Genomic DNA, 21,181 nt, shown 5'->3' with positions numbered 1-21,181 from the left:
CAGATGGACGGGAGGGCAACACATGAGAATCCTGGACAGCGTCAAATTCCGCGCCGTAGGGCTGGCCTGCGCAGCGTTGCTGCTGCCGGTCGGGTCGGCAGCGTCGGCGTGGGCCGACGAACCGGCGCCGGACACCAAGTCCAGCGACACATCGGCAGTCGACCACGCGGCTGCTCCCATCGATCCGCCACCACCCGCGGAGCCCAAGCCGGCACCGGCCGGCAAGCCGGTCCCGGTGGCAAACGCCGCCCCGGTACCGCACCTGTCCAGTCCGGAGAATCTGCCGCCGTACACCACGACCACCGCGGAAGGGTCTCAGGACACCGACCAGTTGTCGTATCTGCGCGACGTCTGGCATGCCGTCCAGGAGCGTGAGATCAGCCCGAAGCAGGCCCTCGTGCTGCTGGCGCAGCGCCCCATGGATGCCGACGCGGCCCCGCCCGCGGGCATGCCGGCCGGTCCGCAGGCGTCGGCCCCGGAAGCCCCCATGCCGGCGCCGCCCGTGGACGTCCCGACGGGCTAGCCGTCCTGGCCGGCGTCGCGAACCGCCGTCAGCGCCTGGTCGACGACTTGGTAGCACTCACAGGCGATCTGCCGGAGTGCGACGCGGTCGACGATCTCGATGTTGCCGCGCCGGTAGATGATCATGCCCTCGCGTTGCATCCGCGCCGCCGTCTCGGAGATGGTCGGGCGCTGTACGCCAAGCATCTGCGACAGGCTTTCGTGAGTGCTGGAGAACTGTTGGCAGTCGTATCGGTCGTGTGCGGCGAGCAGCCAACGGGCCAACCGCGCGCGGACCGAGTGCTGACTGGTACACAGCACGTTCTGGGCCATCTGGATGAGCAGGTAGTCGGTGAACCGGTCGATGGCGTCGTGCCAGGGGCCTGCTTCGGTGGTCACCTGCAGAAACTCGGCGACGGGGACGTAGGCGGTGTCGCCGGCGCACCAGCAGACGGCGGTCTGGCGGCTGTTGCGCGCGCCCAGGTGACCGGCGATGCCGACCAGGCCCTCTGATCCGACGGTCCCCACTTCGACCCCGACGCCGTGCGTGGATTCGGCCAACACCGAATACACCGAGTCGAGTGGGAAATGGACGTGGCTCAACGGGTGTCCGGCCCGTTGCGCGATGTGGCCGATCGGGCTGGCATCGATCTGGATGTGGGGCAGCAATCGATCGAGGCGGGCCTTGTCGAAGGTGGCGAGCACCGCATTGCGGTGCAAATCGCTCACCGCAACGCCCATGCCCACTCATGCAAGTTACTCGACCTGTGCGGCGTCCGATGTGAACAGTCGCAGACACGCGTGATTTGCTATGTCAGAGAGCTGACATAGCGGCTATCATTTGCGGGCCGGTGGTCAGCAGAGCACGGCGTAGCCCTCATAGAGATCAACGATTGGGTTTCCGTATGTCTGATGCGCTGGCCGATGACGCCGATGCCGACACCGCCCCCGAGCACTGGGAAGTCGCCGCGGTCCTGGCCGGCGGCGATTCGCCGAAAGCCGGCGGCTTCAAGTTCTTCGTCGCCGGTCAGCGGTGGGTATGGTCCGACGAGGTGGCCCGGATGCACGGCTACGCGCCGGGGCAGGTGGAGCCCACGACCGAGTTGCTCCTTTCACACAAGCATCCCGACGACCGGGCGCGCGTCGCCGAAATCCTGGAACGCGTGCGGTCGGGAGGGCTGTACAGCAGCCGGCACCGGATCATCGACGTCGACGGCAAGACCCATTGGATGGTGGTGGTCGGTGACCACTTGGCCGACGAGTCGGGTGCGGTGGTCGGAACCCAGGGCTACTACGTCGATGTCACCGACACCATGCAGGCGGACCTGACGTCGGGGATCAAAGAGGTCGTGAAATCCCGTGCCACCATCGAGCAGGCCAAGGGCATTCTCATGGTGGCGTACGGGATCGATGCGGACCGCGCGTTCGACATCCTCACGTGGCGTTCCCAGCTGACCCATGTCAAGGTGAAAACTGTTGCGGCACAATTTCTTGCGGCGGTGACGCAGCAAGGGCTGTCGGCCGAGAGCGTCAGCACCATCGACCGCCTGCTGCTGCCGAACGAGCCCGTGGCCCCTTAGTCAGGCGGTCAGGGCCTCGATCCGGGCCGGCACGTGCTTGTGCCACGGAGTCCCGGCGAACTCGTCTCGCCAGTCCGCCGAGGTGAGATTGTTGGGCGCCACACCGGGTACGTGCTTCCCGCCGTCGGCATCGGTGAAGTCCAGTCCGAAACCGTTCGGCAGTGCGGCGTGCCCGGGCAGCATGACGTCGGTGATCTCCACCGAGGCTTCGGCGGTGCCGGCGGCCGTCGTGATCCGGGCCCGCCCACCGTCGACCAGCCCGAGTGCCGCAGCGTCTTCGACGCTGACCCTGAGTGCGCCGTCGGCGTCGCGTTTGCGCCAGCCGGGATCGCGGATGATGTCGTTGGCGGTGAACGCGCGCCGCTCGCCGGCCGACAGCACGATCGGGTACTCGTCGGAGATCAGCGGCGGCCGGTCGGTGGCGAGCGCTCCGAGCTCGGCGAGCATCTCGGGAATCTCGAGGACGAACCGGCGGTCGGGATGAGTGACCAGGCTCCAGTCGTCCGCGTATTCGTGCTCGGTGAACGTCACCCCGGACCGGCCCTGCAGGATGGCGGTGAACAGCGCGTTGCCGTCCGAGTGGCCGGCCCGCCGCACCGCTTCGGGATACGTCATCGCAGTCTTCTGCGCCAGCCCCCACAACGCGGCCGCTCCGGCCAGTCCGTCCGGCAGCGTCGGACCCAGGGTTTCGTACAGCACATACGGCAGCACGCGGCCCAGCGACGGGTTGGCGCCGACCGCACCGAAGAACGCCCCGAGGTATGCGTCGAGGCCGTCGCGGGCGGCCCGGCGCAGCGGGTCGAGTTCCGCGTCGTCGACGACGCCGAGCGCGCGGACCAGTCGTGCCCAGATTTCGGGTTCGGGCAGGGTTCCGGGCAGCGGCGTCATGAGGGGATGCCGCAGGTGGAAGGTGTTGTGCGGGAACTCGAGATTGAAGAACGTGGCCTCGGGCTTCTCGAACTGACTCGCCGCGGGGAGCACGTAATGAGCCAGGCGCGCGGTCTCGGTCATCGCGACATCGACGACCACCAGCAGTTCCAGCGCGCCGAGCGCTTCGCGCACCGCGTTCGAGTCCGCGATGGAGTGTGCCGGGTTGCTGCTCTCGACGATCATCGCGCGGAAGCGGTCCGGATGGTCGGTCAGGATCTCCTGTGGCACCACGTTGGACGGCAACAATCCGGCGATGATGGGAGCTCCGGTCACCGGCGAGCGGCCGACGCCGCCTGCCGCGAACAGCGGAGCGAACGACGAATGCAGATGCTGTCCACCGCGTTTGGCGAAATTGCCGGTCAGGATCCACAACATCTTGTTCAGGTAGGAGCACAGGGTGCTGTTGGGCGCCTGCTGTACGCCGAGGTCCTCGAACACCGAAACGCTTGCCGCTGCGGCAATGCGGCGCGCGGCGGCCCGCAACAGCTCGGCGTCGACGCCGCACCGCTGAGCGAATTCGTCGACATCGACGGCGCCCAGCGCGGCCCGTACCGGCTCGACGCCCGTGACGTGTGCGGCGAGAAATGCTTCGTCGCACAGGTTTTCCTGGACCAGGACCGCGGCGAGCGCCGACAGGCACCACGCGTCGGTCCCGGGCCGCACACGCAGGTGGAAATCGGCCATTTTCGCGGTGTCGGTCAACACCGGATCGATGACGATCATCGACCGCCCCGGATCCTTGGCGATGTCCTGCAGCACGGTCCGGGCCCGGGGGAAGCTCTGCGACATCCACGGGTTCTTGCCGATGAACACCGACACCTCGGCGTGCTCGAATTCGCCGCGGGTATGTCCGCCGTAGAGCTGCGCGTCGACCCAGAATTCACCGGTTTTCTCCTGCGCGAGCGCATTTGACCGGTACCGGGCGCCGATAGCCTTGAGGAAGGCGCCGCTGTAGGCGCCGCCCAGGTGATTTCCCTGGCCACCGCCGCCGTAGTAGAAGATCTTGTCGCCGCCGTATTCGTCGCGGATCCGCGCGAAGCCGTCGGCGATCTCGGAAATCGCGGTGTCCCAATCGATTTCCTCATAGGTGCCGTCGGGCCGGCGGCGCATCGGCGACGTCAGGCGGTCGCGGTTGTTCTGATAGTGATCCAGCCGGAGTGCCTTGTTGCACGTGTAACCCTGTGAAGCCGGATGTGCTTTGTCCCCACGGATTTTCGAAAGGGACCGGCCGTCGAGCTGGACGACGATGCCGCAGTTGCACTCGCACAGGATGCAGGCGGTGGACTGCCACTCCGGGGTTTGGGTCATGACGACGCCTTTCGTTCCGAGTCGGTTGCGGCAGACACGAGGGTGCGCAGCTGCCGATGCACGAGGTCCAATGGGGTGACGGAGCCGGTGGTCCGGGCCACCAGCACGGCGCCTTCGATGGCGGTGGTGGCGAGCATGGCCAGTTCGGCGGCGTGTTCGGCCGAAGCGCCGTCGGCCCGCAACTGCTCTTCGAGTTGGCCGAGCCAGCGCGTGAAGGCCGCGGCGGCGCGTTCGATCACCGGCGGATTGTCTGCCTCGACCGCGACGGCGACCACCGGGCAACCGGCCCGGAATCCGGTGTCGGTCAGCTGCGTGCGGAAGCCCTCGGTCAACAGGTCGAGCGCTTCGAGTGCGCTGCCGGCCTTGGCTATCCGGCGGGCGATGTGTTCGCTGGCGAAATCGATTGCCTCGCAGAGCAGTTCGGTGCGTCCGCCGGGAAAGTGGTGGTAAGCCGAGCCGCGCGGTGCCCCGCTGTGCGCGAGCACGTCAGAGATGGCCGTTGACTGTGCGCCCCGCTCGCGGATGAGCAATGCCGCGGACACGATCATGCGTTCGCGAGGACCAGACATGCGCGCCCTTCCATCGATTATGTATGCAACCATACATAATCGGTTGGCGGCGGTCTAGGCACGAATTCGTGCGGGTCTGCGGGCTGCGGCTGCGTTGATCCTGAGCGTAGGGCGCAATAGGTCGAGTGGACCGCGCCGTCACTGCAGGATCAAACCCCGACGGACGCCAGCACGGGTCCCGGCTATTCGGCCGACCTGTGGTAACGCAGTACCTGAACGTCGAAGGTCAGGTCCATCCACAGGACGGCGATGAGGAACCCGCTGCCGGCGGCCTCGATCACACGGACGCGGCTTCGTTCAGTTCTTCGAGCCGGCCGGTGGCCTCGAGGTACTCCTGCACCCAGCGCTCGATGACGGCAGCGGTCTTCTCCACCTTGGTGAACTGACCGACCACCTGGCCGACCGGGTTGAACGCGACGTCGACGCTCTCGTTGGGGTACTTGTGGGTGGCGGCCACCGCCATACCGGAAACCATGTACTGCAACGGCATTCCGAGCGGCTTCGGGTTGCCTTCCTGCTCCCAGGCCTCGGTCCAGTCGTTGCGCAGCATGCGCGCCGGCTTGCCGGTGAACGATCGGCTGCGCACGGTGTCCTTGCTGCTGGCCTTGGCGTATGCGGCGTGCTGCTGCTCGGAGTGTTCACTCTCCTCGACCATCACCCACTGAGAGCCGGTCCACGCGCCCTGGGTGCCGAGGGCGAGGGCCGCGGCGATCTGCTGGCCGCTGCCGATACCGCCCGCGGCCAGCACCGGCACCGGTGCGACCTCCTTGACCACCTGGGGCCACAACACGATCGAGCCGATCTCACCGCTGTGCCCGCCGGCCTCGCCGCCCTGGGCGATGATGATGTCGACGCCCGCGTCGGCGTGCTTGCGGGCCTGCGACGGCGAACCGCACAGCGCGGCGACCTTGCGGCCCTCGGCGTGGATGTGGTCGATCATGTCCTTCGGGGGAGTGCCGAGCGCGTTGGCGATCAGCGTGCACTTCGGGTGCTGCAGCGCGACCTCGACCTGCGGGGTCGCCGTCGCCTCGGTCCAGCCGAGCAACTGCAGGGCATCGTCATCGCTGTGGTCGACCGGCACGCCGTGGTCGGCGAGAATCTTCTTGGCGAAGTCCAGGTGCTCCTGGGGCACCAGGGCGTTCAGCTGCTTCTTGAGCACGTCGGGATCCAGGTCGACCTGGTCCATGCCCTCGTACTTGTTGGGGATGACGATGTCGACACCGTAGGGGTGGTCGCCGATGTTCTCGTCGATCCACTTCAGCTCGATCTCGAGCTGTTCGGGGGAGAAGCCAACAGCGCCGAGGACGCCGAAGCCGCCGGCTTTGCTGACCGCCACGACCACGTCGCGGCAGTGGGTGAAGGCGAAGATGGGGTATTCGATGCCGAGTTGGTCGCAGATAGCGGTGCGCATTGGGGTTCCTTGTGCTGGGGCCGAGGCGAAAGCGGCAAAACTGAAACGTGTTCTAATTTAGTACCGCGTGTCGGTCCGGCGCGCAAGGCCACGCGCGGATTCGGGTCCATATTCCCGACGAAGGCCGTTCCAGAAGATCAGCGGCGCACGACGCGTCGTAACCAGCCGGCCCGGTGGCCGGGTGGGGCCGCCGCGCGCACGACCGTCCAGCCGAGTCGCTCTGCCTCCGCCGCCAGCCCGGGACGGGGATTCACCGGAATCGGGTGACCCACGACGCGCATCAACGGCAGATCCTCGTCCCCGTCGGCGTAGAAGTAACTCTGCTGCAGGTCAACCTGATTGGCCTGGCTGAACTCCGCGACCGCCGCGGCCTTTCGATGGCCCCAGACGATGGGCCGCACGATGTCACCGGAGAGCGTGCCGTCCGCGTCGACGGTGAAGTGATTGCAGATGACGTGCTCGACACCGAGGTAGCGGGCCAGTGGCATGACGTGCATGGTCAACGCCGACGAACTCAGCACGACCGTGTGGCCGGAGCGCTGATGGTCGCGCACGACCTCGCGCATCGTCGGGAAAATCCTGGCCTGAACGTGGCTGAGGAACAGCTGCTCGCCCAGTGACTCCTGCTCGGCCAGCGACTCGCCCCGCATATAACCTGCGGCCCGCACCAGCAGCCGCTCGAACTCCATACGGCGCAACTTGTATCGGACGGTCGCCTCGAGGATGCCGGTCAATTCGCCGAAGGCCGCCTGCCGCTGCCGGAACCGGTGGGCGGCGTGCACCGTGGCGATGAAACCGGACACCAGCGTGCCGTCGACGTCGAAGAAGGCGCCGACGTTAGGACTCGTCGCGCCAGGGTCATCGGCGTCGACCGCAGTGATCGGCCCTGTGATCGGCCCGGCGTTCGGCGCAGACATGCTGACCAGTATGCCGGGATTCTCCCCGTCGCTCCGCTCGTCCCGACGGATCTGTCGCGCGGCTCCCGACTCGCCGTCAGCCGGGCGGTACCGTGACCCGTCATGGGACGCGTGGACGGAAAAGTTGCACTGATCACTGGTGGCGCTCGGGGGATGGGTGCGGCGCACGCCCGGATGCTCGTCACCGAGGGCGCCAAGGTCCTCATCGGCGACATCCTCGATGAGCCGGGCGAGGCTCTGGCCGCCGAACTCGGGGACGCCGCGCGCTACGTGCACCTCGACGTCACAGACGCCGATCAGTGGGCAGCCGCGGTCACCACCGCCACCGAACAGTTCGGTCTGCTCAACGTCCTGGTCAACAACGCCGGAATCAGTGCCCTCGGCAAGATCGGCGAGTTCGACATGGCCAAGTGGCAGAAGTGCATCGACGTCAACCTCACGGGCACGTTCCTGGGCATGCAGGCCGTCGTCGCCTCGATGCGGGCGGCCGGCAGTGGCTCGATCATCAACATCTCGTCCATCGAGGGCATGCGCGGTGCGACCCTCCTGCACGCGTATGTCGCATCCAAGTGGGCCGTGCGCGGCCTGACCAAGTCGGCCGCCATCGACCTCGGCAAGGACAACATCCGGGTCAACACGGTGCTGCCGGGCTTCATCCGCACGCCGATGACCAAATATTTTCCCGACGACATGATGACCGCACCGCTGGGCCGGCCCGGGCAGTCCGACGAGGTAGCGACCTTTGTGGTGTTCCTGGCCAGCGACGAATCGTCGTTTGCCACCGGCAGCGAGTTCGTCGTCGACGGCGGTCTGACGACCGACGTGCCGCACAAGTTCTGACCTCAGCGATTCCGGAACTGCCGGTCTGACGGGGCACAATGAGATGCCCCCACATCGCGCATTCGGTTGTAGAAGCGCGTTCAGATGCTGACGTTTCCGGAGGGAGCAGGGCTATATCAACCGAGTTGCGCCGCGGTGCAGTGCTGGGTGCGGTCATTTCCCTGGTGCTGCTTTTCGCGTGCACCGGTGATCTGCCGCGCCTGCTGAAGCCCATGAGCCCGGCCGGCGAGGTCGAGCTCGCGCAGGGCTGGCAGCTGGCCTCCGCGCAGGGCATGGTGGCCACCGGAGCGCAGCTCAGTCTCGACGCTTTCCCCGCCTCCGGCGCCGGCTGGCACCAGGTGCGGCACATGCCGGCGACGGTCCTGCAGGCGCTCCAGGACGACGGCACCTACCCCGACCTGTACTACGGCGACAACCTGCTGACCAAGGTGCCGCAGGACCTGTACAAGCAGGACTGGTGGTACCGCACGACGTTCGTCGCACCGTCCGGGCACTCCACCTACCGGTTGAACTTCCCGGGCATCAACTACCGGGCCGAGGTCTGGCTGAACGGACATCAGATCGCCGACAGCCGGCAGGTTGCGGGCATGTACGTCGACCACACCCTGGACGTGTCGAGATGGATCGACCGAGGCCGCACCAACACACTCGCCGTCAAGGTCACGCCCGAGCGGGCACTGCAGGACGTCGACGGTGTGGAGTTGGCCGACAGCTGGTTCGACTGGATCAACTGGAACTACCTCGGCTATCAGGGCCCGGGCAAGAACCCGGCCAACGGCAACTCGTTCGTGTCCGACCGCAATGCCGGCATCTTCAAGCCGGTCACCCTCAAGATGTCCGGCGACGTGGCGATCACCGATGCCACCGTGAACAGCCAGTTGCCGTTGCCGCGGACCGACAGCGCGCAGCTGAGCGTCCGGTCGGGCCTCACCAACTATTCGGGCGAACGGGTCAACGGTGTCCTGCGCGCGACCATCACCCGCGCGGGCAAGGCGGACATCGACATCGAGCGACCGGTGTCGCTCGGGCCGGGGGAGAGCCGCGACGTCACGTTCAGCCCCACCGACTACGAGGCGCTGCGCGTCTCGCATCCCGACCTGTGGTGGCCGTACACCATGGGCAAGCCCGACCTGTACGACCTGCGGCTGCAGTTCCTGCAGTACGGGCAGGCCACCGACGAGTTCAAGCAGCGGTTCGGCATCCGGTCCATCGAGCAGGGCCGTGACGGCAGCGAGGAGTTTCCGCAGCTGGGTTCCGGCGGCAACTTCTACCTGAAGGTCAACGGCCGCGACTTCCTGGCGCGCGGGGCCACCTACACCCCGGACCTGCTGTACCGCGACGATCCCGACCGGGACACTGCGATTCTGCGCTACGTCAAAGATCTGGGTCTCAACATGATCCGGATGGAATCGAAGATTCCGGGTGCGCGCTTCATCGAGCAGGCCGACGAACTGGGCATCCCACTGATGGTGGGCTGGATGTGCTGCAACCAGTGGGAGAAGTGGCCGCAGTGGGGCCAGGAAGACCACCGGGTCGCGCAGGACAGCCTGCGCTCGCAGATCATGATGCTGCGCTCCCATGCGTCGGCGTTCGTGTGGGCCAACGCCAGCGACGGTCATCCGCCGGCCGACATCCTCGCGCAGTACCACGACATTCTGCGAAAGCTGCACTGGCAGAATGCCGTTGTCGACACGGTGTCGTCCTACACGACCGATGCGCAGGGCAACCGGCTCTGGGACGGCATCCAGATGGCCGGTCCCTACACATGGCGGCCCCCGTCGTACTGGTTCGACGGCGACTACGCCGCCGCGCGCGGCGCGTCGGCCGAGCAGGGCGACAACGAGCACATCCCGCCGTTCGCGAGCCTGCGCAAGTTCATCCCGCCGGACAAGCTCTGGCCGATCAACGACATGTGGTACTTCCACGCCGGTTCCAACCCGGGCAACGAAGCGCTCGCCAGCATTCGGAACGCCGTCGTGCAGCGCTACGGATCCTCGAGTGGCGCTGAAGAATTCACCCGCAAGGCCCAGCTGGCCCATTACGAGGCGACGCGGGCACAGTTCGAGTCTTTCGCCGCGCTGGGCTGGGCGGACCACAAGATGACGATCTACTGGATGCTCAACAACCACTGGCCGTCGTTCTTCGGCAACATCTTCGACTACTACCTGCGGCCCGGCGGCGCGTACTACGGCGCGAAGAAGGGCCTGCAACCGCTGTCGGTGACCTTCGACTCGTATGCCACGGGCGACCGCAGCACCGCCAAGATCAGCATCACCAACCAGAGCCCGGAGAACGCCGTCGGACTGCGGGTTCGTACTCGGGTGTACGACCTCAACGGGAACGTTCGTGACGACCGCACCAGCGATCCGTACGACGTCGTCTCGGGTGCTGCCGCGGTGGCGATGACGCTGCCGCGCGAAGTGCCCGACTCCCGCGTGTTCTTCGTCCGGTGCGAACTGTTGAACCCCGTCGGTGAGGTCATCGCCGACAACGACTACTGGCAGTCGCAGCAGGACGACATCGGCGATCCCCGCAAGGACGTGGCCTTCGAGCTGCACCAGACCGGCTGGGCCGATATGACACCGCTGAACTACATGACCAAGTCCCGGCTGGAGGTCAGTGCCGCCGGTTCGGTGAACGGCGATGGCCAGCAGGTCGTCGACATCACGCTGCGGAACCCGACCAAGCAGGTCGCGTTCTTCGAGCGGGCGGAACTCACCACCGCTCCCGACGCCGACGAAATCCTGCCCATCGAGTACAGCGACAACTACGTGACGGTGTACCCGGGCGAGACCGCGCATGTCCGCGGGCTGGTGCCGAAACCCGGCGTGAACGCGGGCTGGGTGCGGGTCGGCGGCTACAACACGCCGCCCGTGACGGTCCCGGTGACGGGCGGTCCCGCACCGCGGGATTCTGCCGACGCGGCCGCGCGGGCCGCGGTCGCCGACCCCGGTCTGGCCGAGCCGGATGTGCGGCCCGCTGCGCCCGATGCGGTACCGAGGGTTCCGCGGCCGGGTGCATGAGACAAGATGGTGAGCCGACGCGAAGGAGAAATAGATGGCTGACGAACGCTCCGCACTGGCCGAGCGCACCGCGGAAAGCGGGTGGCAGCGCCACACGGACGACCGCGTCGACGTCTACCTGCGTGGTGCGTCCCGGGTCCGCGTGATCTGGCAGGGCGACGACGCGATCAGCGGCGGCTCGCGCTTCCAGGACGACATCATGGAGAACTACACGCGCGACCTCGACACGGTGCGCGCCTGGCTGGCGGGCTGACTCACTCCGCGGCGCCACGCCGCGGCGTCGTACTGTGATCGCCATGGGCGTGCGTGCGGGCATCGTGGTGACCGGGACCGAAGTTCTCACCGGCCGGGTCCAGGACCTCAACGGACCGTGGCTGGCGGATCGGCTGCTGGAACTCGGCGTCGAGCTCGCCCACATCACCATCTGCGGCGACCGGCCCGAGGACATCGAGTCCCAACTGAATTTCCTTGCGGCGCAAGGCGTCGACCTGATCGTCACCAGCGGCGGCCTCGGGCCGACGGCCGACGACATGACGGTCGCGGTGGTGGCAAAATTCTGTGGCCGCGAACTGGTGCTCGACGAGCCTCTCGAGGAGCGCATCGCGGAGATCCTGCGGTCTTTCATTGGCCGGTTCCCCGGCGCCGATTTCGACGCCGTGCGGGCGGCCAACCGCAAACAGGCACTGGTGCCGATGGGGGACAGCGCCGACGGCGTCGAGATCCTGGACCCCGTCGGCACCGCGCCCGGCGTGGTGGTCACGCGGACCGGGGGTGCGCCGACGGTGATCGTGCTACCCGGGCCGCCTCGCGAGCTGCAGCCGATGTGGACCCGCGCCATCGAGACCGCGACGGCCCAGCGTGCGATCGCCGGGCGCACCGTCTACCGGCAGGAGACGATCCGGATGTTCGGGCTGCCCGAGTCGGGGTTGGCCGAAACCCTCCGGGAGGCCGAGACCCTGGTACCCGGTTTCGGGGGCCTGGAAATCACGACGTGCCTGCGACGTGGCGAATTGGAGATCGTCACCCGTTACGAACCGGGCGCCGCCGAGAGCTACCGGCAACTTGCCACGCTGCTGCGTGAGCGTCATCCGCACGATGTCTTCTCCGAAGACGGTGCGCTGGTCGACGATCAAGTGGCGCAACTGCTTTCGGGCCGGACCATCGCGACGGCGGAGTCGTGCACGGCAGGCCTGCTGGCCGCGCGGCTGGCGGACCGGCCGGGCTCGTCGGCCTACCTGGCCGGTGGCGTCGTGTCGTACTCCAACGAGGCCAAGGCCGAGTTGCTGGGTGTCGACCCCGCACTGATCGCGACCCACGGCGCGGTATCCGAACCGGTCGCCGAGGCCATGGCGGCCGGTGCCCTGCAGCGGTTCGGCGCCGACGTCGCCGTGGGCATCACCGGGATCGCCGGCCCCGGCGGCGGCAGCGACGAAAAGCCCGTCGGCACAGTGTGTTTCAGCGTGCGACTGGCCGGTGGCGGCAGCCACACCAGGACCATTCACCTGCCGGGCAACCGCGCGGACATCCGTGAGCGGTCGACGACCGTCGCCATGCACATGCTGCGCCGGGTGCTCAGCGGTCAGCCTGTCACCGTCTGACCACGGCCGACGGCCCTACTGCGCGGCCCGGTCGGCGTCCCAGACCTCGAGAATCTTGGTCAGGATGTCCTCGGGCACACCGAGACCCGCCAGGTGACTTTCGCCCGGCAGCGTGTACATCTGGGCATCGGCAATGCGCGCCACCGCGTGCTCGCCGTGGGCGTAGGGCACGATGTGGTCGGCATCGCCGTGCCACCAGCGCACCGGCACCTTGATGTCCTCCAAGCGGAAGCCCCAGTCGCGGGCGAACACGACGATGTCGGCGAACGGTGCCGCGAGCTGTTTGCGGCTGCCGTTGAGCAGGTCGTCGAGGAACATCGCCTTGAACTCCGGACGGCTCAGCAGGTTCCGGTCGCCGTCCGGCGAAATCCGGGCGTACAGGTCGAGGGCGGGGGAGCCGAACGGCCCTATCAGCTTGATCAGCGACCCGGCCACCCAGCGGATGGGGGTGTCGGCGACCTCGATGATGGGCCGGACGATCTTGGCCAGCTCCATCAGCCCGCTGCTGATGCCGTCCTCGCCGATCAACGGCGCGACACCGCCGAGCACCGCGGCCATCACCACCCGGTCGGGCATGGCGGCCGCGGTGGCCAGCGTGTACGGGCCGCCGCCGGACAAGCCGATCACGGCGAACCGGTTGATGCCGAGGACGTCGGCGATGGTCCGTAGGTCCTCGGTGAACCCGAGCACGTTCTCGTACTGGTACGGCGTCGAGGACCCGATGCCGGGTCGGTCGATGCCGATCAGCCGAATGTTCTTGCGGGCGGCGAAGGCACGGGCCTCGGTCGGGATCTGCCGGCGCGCGCCGGGCGTCCCGTGCAGCCAGAACACGGCTCGTCCCTGTGGATCCCCGAACTCGGCGAAACCGATCTGGCGGTCCTCGCCGACGGCGATGTTGCCTTCCAGCTTCGGGCGATCGATCGACATGACCATGTCCGAATTGTTGCACGCAGATTTCCGCCGCCGACCGGCGGCGGCCTGCGACTAGCTCGCGCTGCGCGCGTCGGCGCGCGTCTTCCACAGGCTCGCCACCGTCGTCACGATGAGCGTGACGATGATGACCGCAAGCGACAGCAGCGTCGGGATTTGCGGCACGTGGACAGGCTCGCCACCGTTGATGAACGGCAGCGTGTTCTCGTGCAGCGCGTGCAGGACCAGCTTCACGCCGATGAAGGCGAGGATGAAGGCCAGGCCCTGCGACAGGTACACCAGTCGTTTCAGCATGTCGCCGAGCAGGAAGTACAGCTGCCGCAGACCCATCAGTGCGAAGACGTTCGCGGTGAACACCAGGTAGGGCTCCTGGGTGAGGCCGTAGATCGCCGGGATCGAGTCCAGCGCGAACAGCAGGTCGGTGGTGCCGAGCGCGATGATGACCAGGACCATCGGGGTCAGGACCCGCTTGCCGTTCACCACGGTGTGCAGCTTGCTGCCGTCCCACTGGTCGGAGGCTTTGAGGTACTTGCGGGCGAACCGCACCATCGAGTTCTCTGCGTCGTCGTCGTGCTCGGTGTCGCGCATGAGCTTTGCGGCCGTGTACACCAGGAACGCGCCGAAGAGGTAGAAGATCCACGAGAACTGCGAAATGGCAACGGCGCCAAGGGCGATGAAGATGCCGCGGAAGATCAGCGCCAGGATGATGCCGATCAGCAGGACCTCCTGCTGGAGGATTCTCGGCACCTTGAAGCTGGCCATGATGATCAGGAAGATGAAGAGGTTGTCGACCGAGAGGCTGTACTCGGTGAGCCAGCCGGCGAAGTACTCGACGCCGTATTGGCCGCCGTGGAACTGCCACACCCAGATACCGAAGGCGACCGCGAGGCCGATGTAGACCGCGAGGTAGCCCGCGGTCTCACGTGTCGTCGGTTCGTGTGGGCGGCGGCCGATCACCACCACGTCGAAGAGCAGTACGGCGATCGTCACCCCGAGGGTGATCGACCATTCGAGCGTTGAAACATTCATGCGAGGGTGCCTCCGGGCGTCAGAAAACGACCGAGGTCTCTACCACCGCCGCAGCGGCCCACAGCACCGGCTGCCCGACGTTGGACAACGTGATGACGACACTGTGGCGAAGGAATACTCCCCTCGGGAGCCATTATCGCAGACGGCTGTCGTGCCTGCCGCACAGCCACGGTCACGCAGTGACCAAGACGGTCAGTTGCGCGCCGTCGCGTTCGACGCGCATCCCGGCGCGGCGCGCGACGGCGGCGACGGCAGCGGCGTCGTTCGGCTCGGCCCGGCTGCCGGCCAGTGCCCGCGCCAGCCGGCCTTTGTGGGCCTTGTTGAAGTGGCTGACGACGGTCCGGCGGCCGTCGGCGTGTTCGGTGTAGACGTCGACCGTCACCGCACCGGGGACTTTGCCGAGCGCTTCGTACGAGCCGGACCGCAGGTCGACGATCAACTCCTGCTGCTGAAGCTGGTCCAACACCGGTTCCAGGGCTGGCTTCCACCTGCTGGCCAGGGTGCCGCCGGCCGGCAGCTTCGACGAGGCCGACAGCCGGTATGCGGGAATCATGTCGTCGGCGCGCAGCAGCCCGAACAGCGCAGATCCGACGGCGAGGCGGGCCCGGGCACGCGTCGCCGTCGCGCCTTTCAGCGAGCCGACGTCGAGCGCGTCGTACAGCACGCCGGTGTAGCGCTCGATTGCCGGCATCGTCGCGGCGTTGCGCAGTTGCGCGTTCCGCTCGATCTCGGAGTCCTGCGAAGCGGAGATGGCGAGGGCCCTGCGGCTGGCTTCCGGGTCGGCTGCCAGCTCGACGAGCTCGTCGACCAGAGCCGTCCGCAGTGGCGTGAGTTCCGGCACACACAGCGTGCCCATCTGCAGCGGCGGTCCGTCGCCACCTGGGCGCTTGGTCTCCGAGGGCGGCAGCAGCACGATCACGGCGAAGACGGTAGCCGACGCTCATTGGTACGACGCGTACCATCTACCTGTCAATCAGGGGTGTTTGCTTTGCCGCTGTGGTCGCGGTGGCCTAAAGTTCGGTACCTACTGACGTCGGGGCAGAGGTCGGTGGGCCGAGGTTCCGTACCTGCGGTGATTACCAGAAATGCTGGGGTGGTTATGGGTAGGAACGCCAAGTTCGCCGTTGACATGCGGGTTCGCGTCAACCGTGGCGACGCCAAAGACGTGCGTGGGGTGATCGTCGAGGACTACGGCGATCATGCGGGCTATTCGGTCGATGTCGGCGAGAACCACATTGTCGACGCGGCGCGCCGCTGGGCCGTCCTGCTGGACAGCGGAACTCTTGTGTTCGCCGACGACGCGCATCTGAAGCCGGAATAGTCCGGCTCCCTTCTCCATCAATCGAGTCTGCGTCAACCGAATCTTCGCCGGCCGAGCGCTCAACCAACAGCGATGAGCAGTGGGACCAGCTGCTCGGCATCTGTCCACGACCCGTGCTGGCCGATCAGGGCGGATTCCATGGGCTCGACCGTCCGACGTACCAATCCGGCGTTGTCGCGGGCTGCCGCCACGACGTCGCCGATGCGGCTCCTGGCCGCGTCACCGACCCGCGCGCCGAACCAGCCCTCTGCGATGGCCTGTTCCTTCGTGCGGACCCAGGCCTTGGCGCCCAACGTTTCTCGCCACCTGTCGGCGACCGATTCGGCTGCGCCGTCGGCGACGTAGACGTGCCGCGCCCGGGCCTCCCCGGCGACGGCGACGACACCTTCCAGTAGGTCGGGACGGGAATCGATGTCGACGACGTCGGCTTCGGCGAGGTTCACCATGCCGTGGTCGGCGACGACCGCCAGCAGGCCACCGGCCGGCAAGGTGTCGACGATCGATTCCACCAGCCGGTCGACCTGCCGCAACTGCATCCGCCACGCCGTCGACCCCGCGCCGTACAGATGGCCGAGCATGTCGAGGTCGGCGTGATAGCCGTAGCAGAAACCGCCGTCGGCGACGGCCTGCTGCACGCGGGCGGCGAGGTCTCCGAGCCGATGTACCCCGACGTACTGCCCGCCGCGCAGCACCGCCCGGGTCAGTCCGGAGTTGGTGAATTCGGCACCGGAGATGACGCTCACGGACATGCCGGCGGCCGTGGCCTGACCGAAGGTCGTCGGCAGGGGCTGCACATCCTCGGGCACGAGCACGTCGCGCAGATCGGCGCCGAACGGATGTGGCGTCCAGCGCAGCGCGTTCACCACGCCGTGGTCGGGAATCCGGAACGAGTAACCCACCAGGCCGTGTTCGCCCGAGCGTCTGCCGGTGCCCACCGCCGCCAGACCCGCGCTGGTGGTCGAGGGGTAGCCGACGCGCAGGTGACGGCCGCGAAGAGCCGCGAGCACGGGCGCGTCGTCGGCGTAGGTGTCGAGCAGTTGGGCGCCGAGGCCGTCGATCAGCAGCACGCACGCGCCACGGATGCCGCCGGGCAGATCGATGTGGTGGTGTACCCCGTCGAGTTGCGCGCCGGCGACACCCATTGCCGCCAGCACGGCCGGCACGACGTCGGCCAGGTGCAGCGCATCGGGCTGCGGGCTCGGGAGATCCATGGCCGCGAGCTTAGGGATATCCCGTGCGATGTAAATGCAATTACCGAACGGGAATCGGCACTCGCATCTACCGCGTATTCCTATTCGGCGCCGTGAATAGGCACAATGCGCCTATCGGGCGACGCGAGCAAATGCGCCGAGTAGGGCTATCCGCCCCAGCCGCGATTGCCGTCCCAGCCGCCGCAGATGCCGTTGAAGCAACCGTGTCCGAAGCCGCCGGTGCCGGGGCTCCAACCACCGCAGCCGCGCCAGTTCGCGCCGTCGCCGCAGCCACCGCCGCCGCCCTGACCGTCAGGTCCGCCGTAGCCGTTGTCGGCAACCACAGTTCGGTCCGGGCCGAAGCTTCCGGAGAGCGTGATCGCCGCCGCCGGAGCGGCAACTATCGCTGCTGTGGCGGCCACCGCGGCGACCGCTGATGTCGTGAATTTCCGCCTAATTAGCATGTCTACAGAATGCTCTCCGGAAGCTGGATATTCCAGCCTCAGGCAGCCTCGAACCGATTTCTGTGAGGAGCGTTACGGCTGAACGAGCCTTTTGGTCGACAACCGAATTGCGGGCCGGTATCCCGCGGATCGGGGTGTCATCCAAGAAAGTCACAGGTTTCCGATCAGGGCCCGGGTCGCTGTCGCTGTTACCCTTTTCCCCGTCATGAGTGTTGTGCCGAGCGGTGAGATCAAGGCACTGTCCGGCCTGCGCATCGTCGCCGCAGTGTGGGTGGTGCTGTTCCACTTCCGTCCGCTGTTGAAGCAGGCGTCACCGCCCCTGAGCGACGCGCTCGCGCCGATTCTCGATTGCGGCGCGCAGGGCGTGGACCTGTTCTTCATCCTCAGCGGCTTCGTCCTGACGTGGAACTACCTCGAGCGCATGGGACCGGCCTGGTCGACCCGCGCGACGCTGCATTTCCTGTGGCTGCGGCTGGCCCGCGTCTGGCCCGTCTACCTGGTCACCATGCATCTGGCCGTGGCGTGGATCATCTTCACCCTCAACGTCGGCGACTTCCCGTCGCCCGAGGCGGCCACCCTCACCGGTCCCAATTACCTGCGCCAGCTGTTCCTGGTCCAGCTGTGGGTCGTGCCGTACTTCGACAACTCCAGCTGGGACGGCCCGGCCTGGTCCATCAGCGCGGAATGGCTGGCCTACCTGTTGTTCGGGCTTCTGGTCATCGTGCTCTTCCGGGTCGCGCGAGCCAGCCGGGCGCGCTCCCTGCTGTGGCTGGCGTTCGCGGTCACGCTGCCGCCGCTGCTCTTCCTGGCCGCCACGGGCGAGTTCTACACCCCGTGGAGCTGGCTGCCGCGCATCGTCCTGCAGTTCACGGCCGGCGCACTGGCATGCGCGGCGGTCCGCAAGCTGGATATGACCGATCGTGCCCGGACCGTCGCCGGCGTCCTGTCGGCGGTGTTGCTGGCCCTGATCGTGGGGCTCGTGTACTGGTTCGACGCGCATCCGATCCCGACGATCCGCGACGACTTCGGCCTCGTCGACGTCTTCTTCCTGCCGTTGGTGGTGGCCTTGTCGGTCGGCACCGGAAACCTGCCCGCGCTGCTGTCGACCCGCGTCATGGTCTACGGCGGCAAGGTGTCGTTCGGCCTCTACATGGTCCATGAGCTGGTGCACCAAGGCTGGAACTGGGCCGCGGCGCAGTACCGCATCGAGATGTTGCCGAGCTGGGGCACCAAGTTCATCGTGATGGCGCTGCTGGCCGGCTCTCTCGCCGGCGCGGTGGTGCTGTTCCACTACGTCGAAGAACCGGCTCGGCACTGGATGCGCCGCATGGTAGGCCCGGCAGACGACTCGAAAGTTGTTGCGGGACAACGTAAACTGCAGGCGATATCTGACGACGACGAAGACGTCGAGCGCGCCGAGCGGGCGGGCTGACCGGAATCCGTCGTACCACCAAGTGATCATGGGAGAGTAGTGCGCCATCTGACCACCTTGTTGCTGACCGCTGCGCTGTGCGCGGTGTCCGTGGTGAGTGCGCCCGGTCCGGCACACGCGTACCGGAACGTGCGCCCGGGCGCGACGCCCGACCGCGTGGCGGTGATCAGCGACTCGTACACCAACGGCACGAACTTCGGCGGCCAGGGTCCGCGGAGCTGGACGACGCAGGCGCGGCGGAACCTGGATGCCTGGGGGGTCCCGATCACCGAGGACGTGGCCGCCGAGGGCCGCGCCGGGTACGTCGTGCGCGGCGACCACGGCAGCATCTTCCGGGACCTGACCACGCGGGCCGTGCGTCCCGACGACGCGCTCGTGGTGTTCTTCGGCTCCCGCAACGACCAGGGCGTCGATCTCCTACAGCTGTCGGGCATGGCGCACGACGCGTTCGCCCAGGCGCGCGCGACGGCCCCGGGCGCCAAGCTGCTGGTGATCGGCCCGCCCTGGCCGACAGCCGACGTGCCGACCGCGGTACTGCAGATCCGTGACGTGCTCGCGATGCAGGCCGGCATGACCGGTGCCACGTTCGTCGACCCGATTGCCGAGCGCTGGTTCGTCGACCGCCCGGACCTGATCGCGCCCGACGGTGTGCACCCGACCGACGCCGGCCACGACTACCTGGCCGGCCTCATCGCGCCGCGGATCAGGTCCGAACTGCCTACTCGTTGATCGGCAGGTCGTCCCGCACGTCGTAGCGGACGTCGTTCCCGCCGTCCTCGCGGGCATGTTCCATGGCGGCTGCCGCGGCGGCCAACAGCGCGTCGATGACGATCTCGGGCGGGTGCACAGTCAGCGGGGCCAGTGGTGTGACCACCACCCCGATGCTCGCCGTCACCCTTGACGGGGTGGACTTCATGGCGCCCTGGATGCGGTCGATCAACGGCGACGCATCGGGTGTGGTGAAGGTGTCCGCGACGATGAAATCGCTGTCGGAGATGTGCGCGGCTATCGCGTTGCGGCGCACCGTCTCCCGCAGTGCCTGACTGACGTCGATGCGGGCCCGGTTGGCGCGGCGCGGCCCGGACATCGAGGTCAGCAGAGGGAAGCTGTCGATGCTGACCACGGCCAGCACCATGTGGCGATCGTCCTGCCGGTTGCGGGCGGCGAGCAGGTTCGCGGCGCGCGAATACAGGCCGTCGGTGTTAAGCATCCCGGTCAGCGGTTCGATCTCGCTGTGGTGGATGTCCGTCGAGCTCAGTCCGATCGCGACCCGGCAGGTGAAGAAGACGAACACGTTGAGCAGCACGATGATCACGACGGCGCAGGCGGCCAGCGCCGGGTCGTCCGCTCCGATCCGAATCGCCAGGTACCCCAGCGTGAGCCCGCCCAGCGTCCACGGACCGGCCAGCACGCTGGGGCGGTGCAGAAACGCCACGTAGCCGCTCGAGAAGATGAATGCACTGGTCGACAGGAGCCCGAGCATGGGGTCCGACATGATCAGGCACGCCGCGCTCATCGGGATCGAGCCGAGGGTCACCGAGATCGCGGAGAACCGCTGAGACGGCCAGGAATGGCGGAGCCAGACAGCACCCACGCCGAGTGCGAAGACCCCGATGGCGATGGCGACCGCCTGCCGCACCGGTCCGTGCGGGCCCGCCGGACTGACCATCAGCAGCACAGGAACCATGCCGAGCACGGCGTTGAGCGCGGCGATCACGCGGCAGGTTCTGGTCTGCAGGCCGCGGGTCGCGAGCAGCGAGGTGAGCCAGTAGTAGTGATTCAGTCCGGCAGCGGTCATGCGGGTACCCGGAGGTGTCCCGCGGCAGCCGGCCGGCGAACCGGGCGACACGTCACGCTGCGTTGCATATGCAGCAGATTAACAATCGGACGGCGTGGTTTTGGCGGCCGTCGGCAAACTCTGTGTAGATGCTCAGCCTGAGGTGCTGCGTCCGTCGGCGAACAAAACGCACCAGTTGACGGGTTTGACCGATTTCGCTGCGGGTGCGTGCAGGGTCGCTTAAAGTGTCTGCGGAACAACGGCTTTGACCTCGGTGAATGGCAGCCGTGCCGGCCTTCCCGCCACGAATTCGCGTGACACACATCACCAACAAGTCTTGACTCAGTCCAAAAAAGCGCGT

Annotated in this window: 20 protein-coding genes; 9 read left to right on the top strand and 11 right to left on the bottom strand. The window is 67.3% G+C overall.

Annotation, left to right across the window (positions count from 1 at the left end):
* The first annotated feature begins 22 nt into the window (after nt 1-22).
* A complete protein-coding gene (locus tag ACWW1C_RS14680) occupies nt 23-523 on the top strand; it encodes a hypothetical protein (RefSeq protein ID WP_455984104.1) in 501 nt (166 codons plus the stop codon).
* On the opposite strand, the gene ACWW1C_RS14675 is transcribed toward ACWW1C_RS14680, so the two are convergent.
* Complete coding sequence (locus ACWW1C_RS14675) at nt 520-1,230, bottom strand: Crp/Fnr family transcriptional regulator (RefSeq protein WP_455984103.1); 711 nt, start codon at nt 1,228-1,230, stop codon at nt 520-522. The genes ACWW1C_RS14680 and ACWW1C_RS14675 overlap by 4 nt on opposite strands.
* 176 nt (nt 1,231-1,406) lie before the next feature.
* Between ACWW1C_RS14675 and ACWW1C_RS14670 the strand changes: the two genes are divergently transcribed.
* Complete coding sequence (locus ACWW1C_RS14670; protein WP_455984102.1) at nt 1,407-2,081, top strand: PAS and ANTAR domain-containing protein; 675 nt, start codon at nt 1,407-1,409, stop codon at nt 2,079-2,081.
* Here ACWW1C_RS14670 and ACWW1C_RS14665 read toward each other — a convergent pair whose 3' ends face one another.
* From ACWW1C_RS14665 to ACWW1C_RS14650, 4 genes are all read right to left on the bottom strand, one after another.
* On the bottom strand, nt 2,082-4,319 hold the full coding sequence (locus ACWW1C_RS14665) for a molybdopterin-dependent oxidoreductase (protein ID WP_455984101.1): 2,238 nt from the start codon (nt 4,317-4,319) through the stop codon (nt 2,082-2,084).
* Complete coding sequence (locus ACWW1C_RS14660) at nt 4,316-4,888, bottom strand: TetR/AcrR family transcriptional regulator (RefSeq protein WP_455984100.1); 573 nt, start codon at nt 4,886-4,888, stop codon at nt 4,316-4,318. The genes ACWW1C_RS14665 and ACWW1C_RS14660 overlap by 4 nt, the downstream gene beginning before the upstream one ends.
* A 277-nt stretch (nt 4,889-5,165) precedes the next feature.
* Nucleotides 5,166-6,299, bottom strand: a complete 1,134-nt coding sequence (locus ACWW1C_RS14655) for a nitronate monooxygenase (protein WP_455984099.1) — start codon at nt 6,297-6,299, stop codon at nt 5,166-5,168.
* Between the two features lie 137 nt (nt 6,300-6,436).
* Nucleotides 6,437-7,216: an HAD family hydrolase gene (locus ACWW1C_RS14650; protein WP_455984098.1), complete on the bottom strand. Its 780-nt coding sequence runs from the start codon at nt 7,214-7,216 to the stop codon at nt 6,437-6,439.
* Nucleotides 7,217-7,318: 102 nt separating this feature from the next.
* On the opposite strand from ACWW1C_RS14650, the gene ACWW1C_RS14645 reads away from it, so the two are divergent.
* From ACWW1C_RS14645 to ACWW1C_RS14630, 4 genes are all read left to right on the top strand, one after another.
* Nucleotides 7,319-8,056, top strand: coding sequence for a glucose 1-dehydrogenase (locus ACWW1C_RS14645; RefSeq protein ID WP_455984097.1), 738 nt, complete (start codon nt 7,319-7,321; stop codon nt 8,054-8,056).
* Between the two features lie 212 nt (nt 8,057-8,268).
* Nucleotides 8,269-11,079 carry a glycosyl hydrolase 2 galactose-binding domain-containing protein gene (locus ACWW1C_RS14640; protein ID WP_455984287.1) on the top strand — a complete coding sequence of 937 codons (2,811 nt, stop codon included), beginning with the start codon at nt 8,269-8,271 and terminating at the stop codon, nt 11,077-11,079.
* Nucleotides 11,080-11,113: 34 nt separating this feature from the next.
* The gene (locus ACWW1C_RS14635) at nt 11,114-11,332 is read left to right on the top strand and encodes a hypothetical protein (protein ID WP_455984096.1); all 219 of its coding nucleotides are present in this window, start codon (nt 11,114-11,116) and stop codon (nt 11,330-11,332) included.
* Nucleotides 11,333-11,375: 43 nt separating this feature from the next.
* Complete coding sequence (locus ACWW1C_RS14630; protein ID WP_455984095.1) at nt 11,376-12,677, top strand: competence/damage-inducible protein A; 1,302 nt, start codon at nt 11,376-11,378, stop codon at nt 12,675-12,677.
* A 15-nt stretch (nt 12,678-12,692) separates the two neighbouring features.
* Here ACWW1C_RS14630 and ACWW1C_RS14625 read toward each other — a convergent pair whose 3' ends face one another.
* From ACWW1C_RS14625 to yaaA, 3 genes are all read right to left on the bottom strand, one after another.
* Nucleotides 12,693-13,610, bottom strand: a complete 918-nt coding sequence (locus tag ACWW1C_RS14625; protein ID WP_455984094.1) for an alpha/beta fold hydrolase — start codon at nt 13,608-13,610, stop codon at nt 12,693-12,695.
* Between the two features lie 51 nt (nt 13,611-13,661).
* Nucleotides 13,662-14,636, bottom strand: coding sequence for a TerC family protein (locus ACWW1C_RS14620; protein WP_455984093.1), 975 nt, complete (start codon nt 14,634-14,636; stop codon nt 13,662-13,664).
* Nucleotides 14,637-14,808: 172 nt separating this feature from the next.
* Nucleotides 14,809-15,555 (bottom strand): peroxide stress protein YaaA, encoded by a 747-nt coding sequence (yaaA, locus tag ACWW1C_RS14615; RefSeq protein ID WP_455984092.1) that lies wholly within the window; start codon nt 15,553-15,555, stop codon nt 14,809-14,811.
* 180 nt (nt 15,556-15,735) lie between these two features.
* Between yaaA and ACWW1C_RS14610 the strand changes: the two genes are divergently transcribed.
* Nucleotides 15,736-15,957, top strand: a complete 222-nt coding sequence (locus ACWW1C_RS14610) for a hypothetical protein (protein ID WP_043392134.1) — start codon at nt 15,736-15,738, stop codon at nt 15,955-15,957.
* 59 nt (nt 15,958-16,016) lie between these two features.
* On the opposite strand, the gene ACWW1C_RS14605 is transcribed toward ACWW1C_RS14610, so the two are convergent.
* A complete protein-coding gene (locus ACWW1C_RS14605; RefSeq protein WP_455984091.1) occupies nt 16,017-17,168 on the bottom strand; it encodes an alkaline phosphatase family protein in 1,152 nt (383 codons plus the stop codon).
* 146 nt (nt 17,169-17,314) lie between these two features.
* A complete protein-coding gene (locus ACWW1C_RS14600; protein WP_455984090.1) occupies nt 17,315-17,611 on the bottom strand; it encodes a hypothetical protein in 297 nt (98 codons plus the stop codon).
* A 214-nt stretch (nt 17,612-17,825) separates the two neighbouring features.
* Between ACWW1C_RS14600 and ACWW1C_RS14595 the strand changes: the two genes are divergently transcribed.
* Nucleotides 17,826-19,043 (top strand): acyltransferase family protein, encoded by a 1,218-nt coding sequence (locus tag ACWW1C_RS14595; protein ID WP_455984286.1) that lies wholly within the window; start codon nt 17,826-17,828, stop codon nt 19,041-19,043.
* 39 nt (nt 19,044-19,082) lie between these two features.
* Complete coding sequence (locus ACWW1C_RS14590; protein ID WP_455984089.1) at nt 19,083-19,772, top strand: Rv0518 family GDSL lipase; 690 nt, start codon at nt 19,083-19,085, stop codon at nt 19,770-19,772.
* On the opposite strand, the gene ACWW1C_RS14585 is transcribed toward ACWW1C_RS14590, so the two are convergent.
* Nucleotides 19,762-20,841 carry a GGDEF domain-containing protein gene (locus tag ACWW1C_RS14585; RefSeq protein ID WP_455984088.1) on the bottom strand — a complete coding sequence of 360 codons (1,080 nt, stop codon included), beginning with the start codon at nt 20,839-20,841 and terminating at the stop codon, nt 19,762-19,764. The two genes, ACWW1C_RS14590 and ACWW1C_RS14585, sit on opposite strands and share 11 nt — an antisense overlap.
* Between the last annotated feature and the right edge of the window lie 340 nt (nt 20,842-21,181).

This window comes from Mycobacterium sp. HM-7, assembly GCF_053852335.1.
Note: the sequence above shows the minus strand (reverse complement) of the source record. Positions and strands in the feature narration are given on the sequence as shown.

Bases quoted from the DNA above. Each gene is read 5' to 3' on its own strand.
- ACWW1C_RS14600 (WP_455984090.1), bottom strand. From the start codon at position 17,611: ATGCTAATTAGGCGGAAATTCACGACATCAGCGGTCGCCGCGGTGGCC.
- ACWW1C_RS14655 (WP_455984099.1), bottom strand. From the start codon at position 6,299: ATGCGCACCGCTATCTGCGACCAACTCGGCATCGAATACCCCATCTTC.
- ACWW1C_RS14680 (WP_455984104.1), top strand. From the start codon at position 23: ATGAGAATCCTGGACAGCGTCAAATTCCGCGCCGTAGGGCTGGCCTGC.
- ACWW1C_RS14610 (WP_043392134.1), top strand. From the start codon at position 15,736: ATGGGTAGGAACGCCAAGTTCGCCGTTGACATGCGGGTTCGCGTCAAC.
- ACWW1C_RS14650 (WP_455984098.1), bottom strand. From the start codon at position 7,216: ATGTCTGCGCCGAACGCCGGGCCGATCACAGGGCCGATCACTGCGGTC.
- ACWW1C_RS14585 (WP_455984088.1), bottom strand. From the start codon at position 20,841: ATGACCGCTGCCGGACTGAATCACTACTACTGGCTCACCTCGCTGCTC.
- ACWW1C_RS14620 (WP_455984093.1), bottom strand. From the start codon at position 14,636: ATGAATGTTTCAACGCTCGAATGGTCGATCACCCTCGGGGTGACGATC.
- ACWW1C_RS14625 (WP_455984094.1), bottom strand. From the start codon at position 13,610: ATGGTCATGTCGATCGATCGCCCGAAGCTGGAAGGCAACATCGCCGTC.
- ACWW1C_RS14635 (WP_455984096.1), top strand. From the start codon at position 11,114: ATGGCTGACGAACGCTCCGCACTGGCCGAGCGCACCGCGGAAAGCGGG.
- ACWW1C_RS14665 (WP_455984101.1), bottom strand. From the start codon at position 4,319: ATGACCCAAACCCCGGAGTGGCAGTCCACCGCCTGCATCCTGTGCGAG.
- ACWW1C_RS14640 (WP_455984287.1), top strand. From the start codon at position 8,269: ATGAGCCCGGCCGGCGAGGTCGAGCTCGCGCAGGGCTGGCAGCTGGCC.
- ACWW1C_RS14630 (WP_455984095.1), top strand. From the start codon at position 11,376: ATGGGCGTGCGTGCGGGCATCGTGGTGACCGGGACCGAAGTTCTCACC.
- ACWW1C_RS14605 (WP_455984091.1), bottom strand. From the start codon at position 17,168: ATGGATCTCCCGAGCCCGCAGCCCGATGCGCTGCACCTGGCCGACGTC.
- ACWW1C_RS14670 (WP_455984102.1), top strand. From the start codon at position 1,407: ATGTCTGATGCGCTGGCCGATGACGCCGATGCCGACACCGCCCCCGAG.
- ACWW1C_RS14660 (WP_455984100.1), bottom strand. From the start codon at position 4,888: ATGTCTGGTCCTCGCGAACGCATGATCGTGTCCGCGGCATTGCTCATC.
- ACWW1C_RS14645 (WP_455984097.1), top strand. From the start codon at position 7,319: ATGGGACGCGTGGACGGAAAAGTTGCACTGATCACTGGTGGCGCTCGG.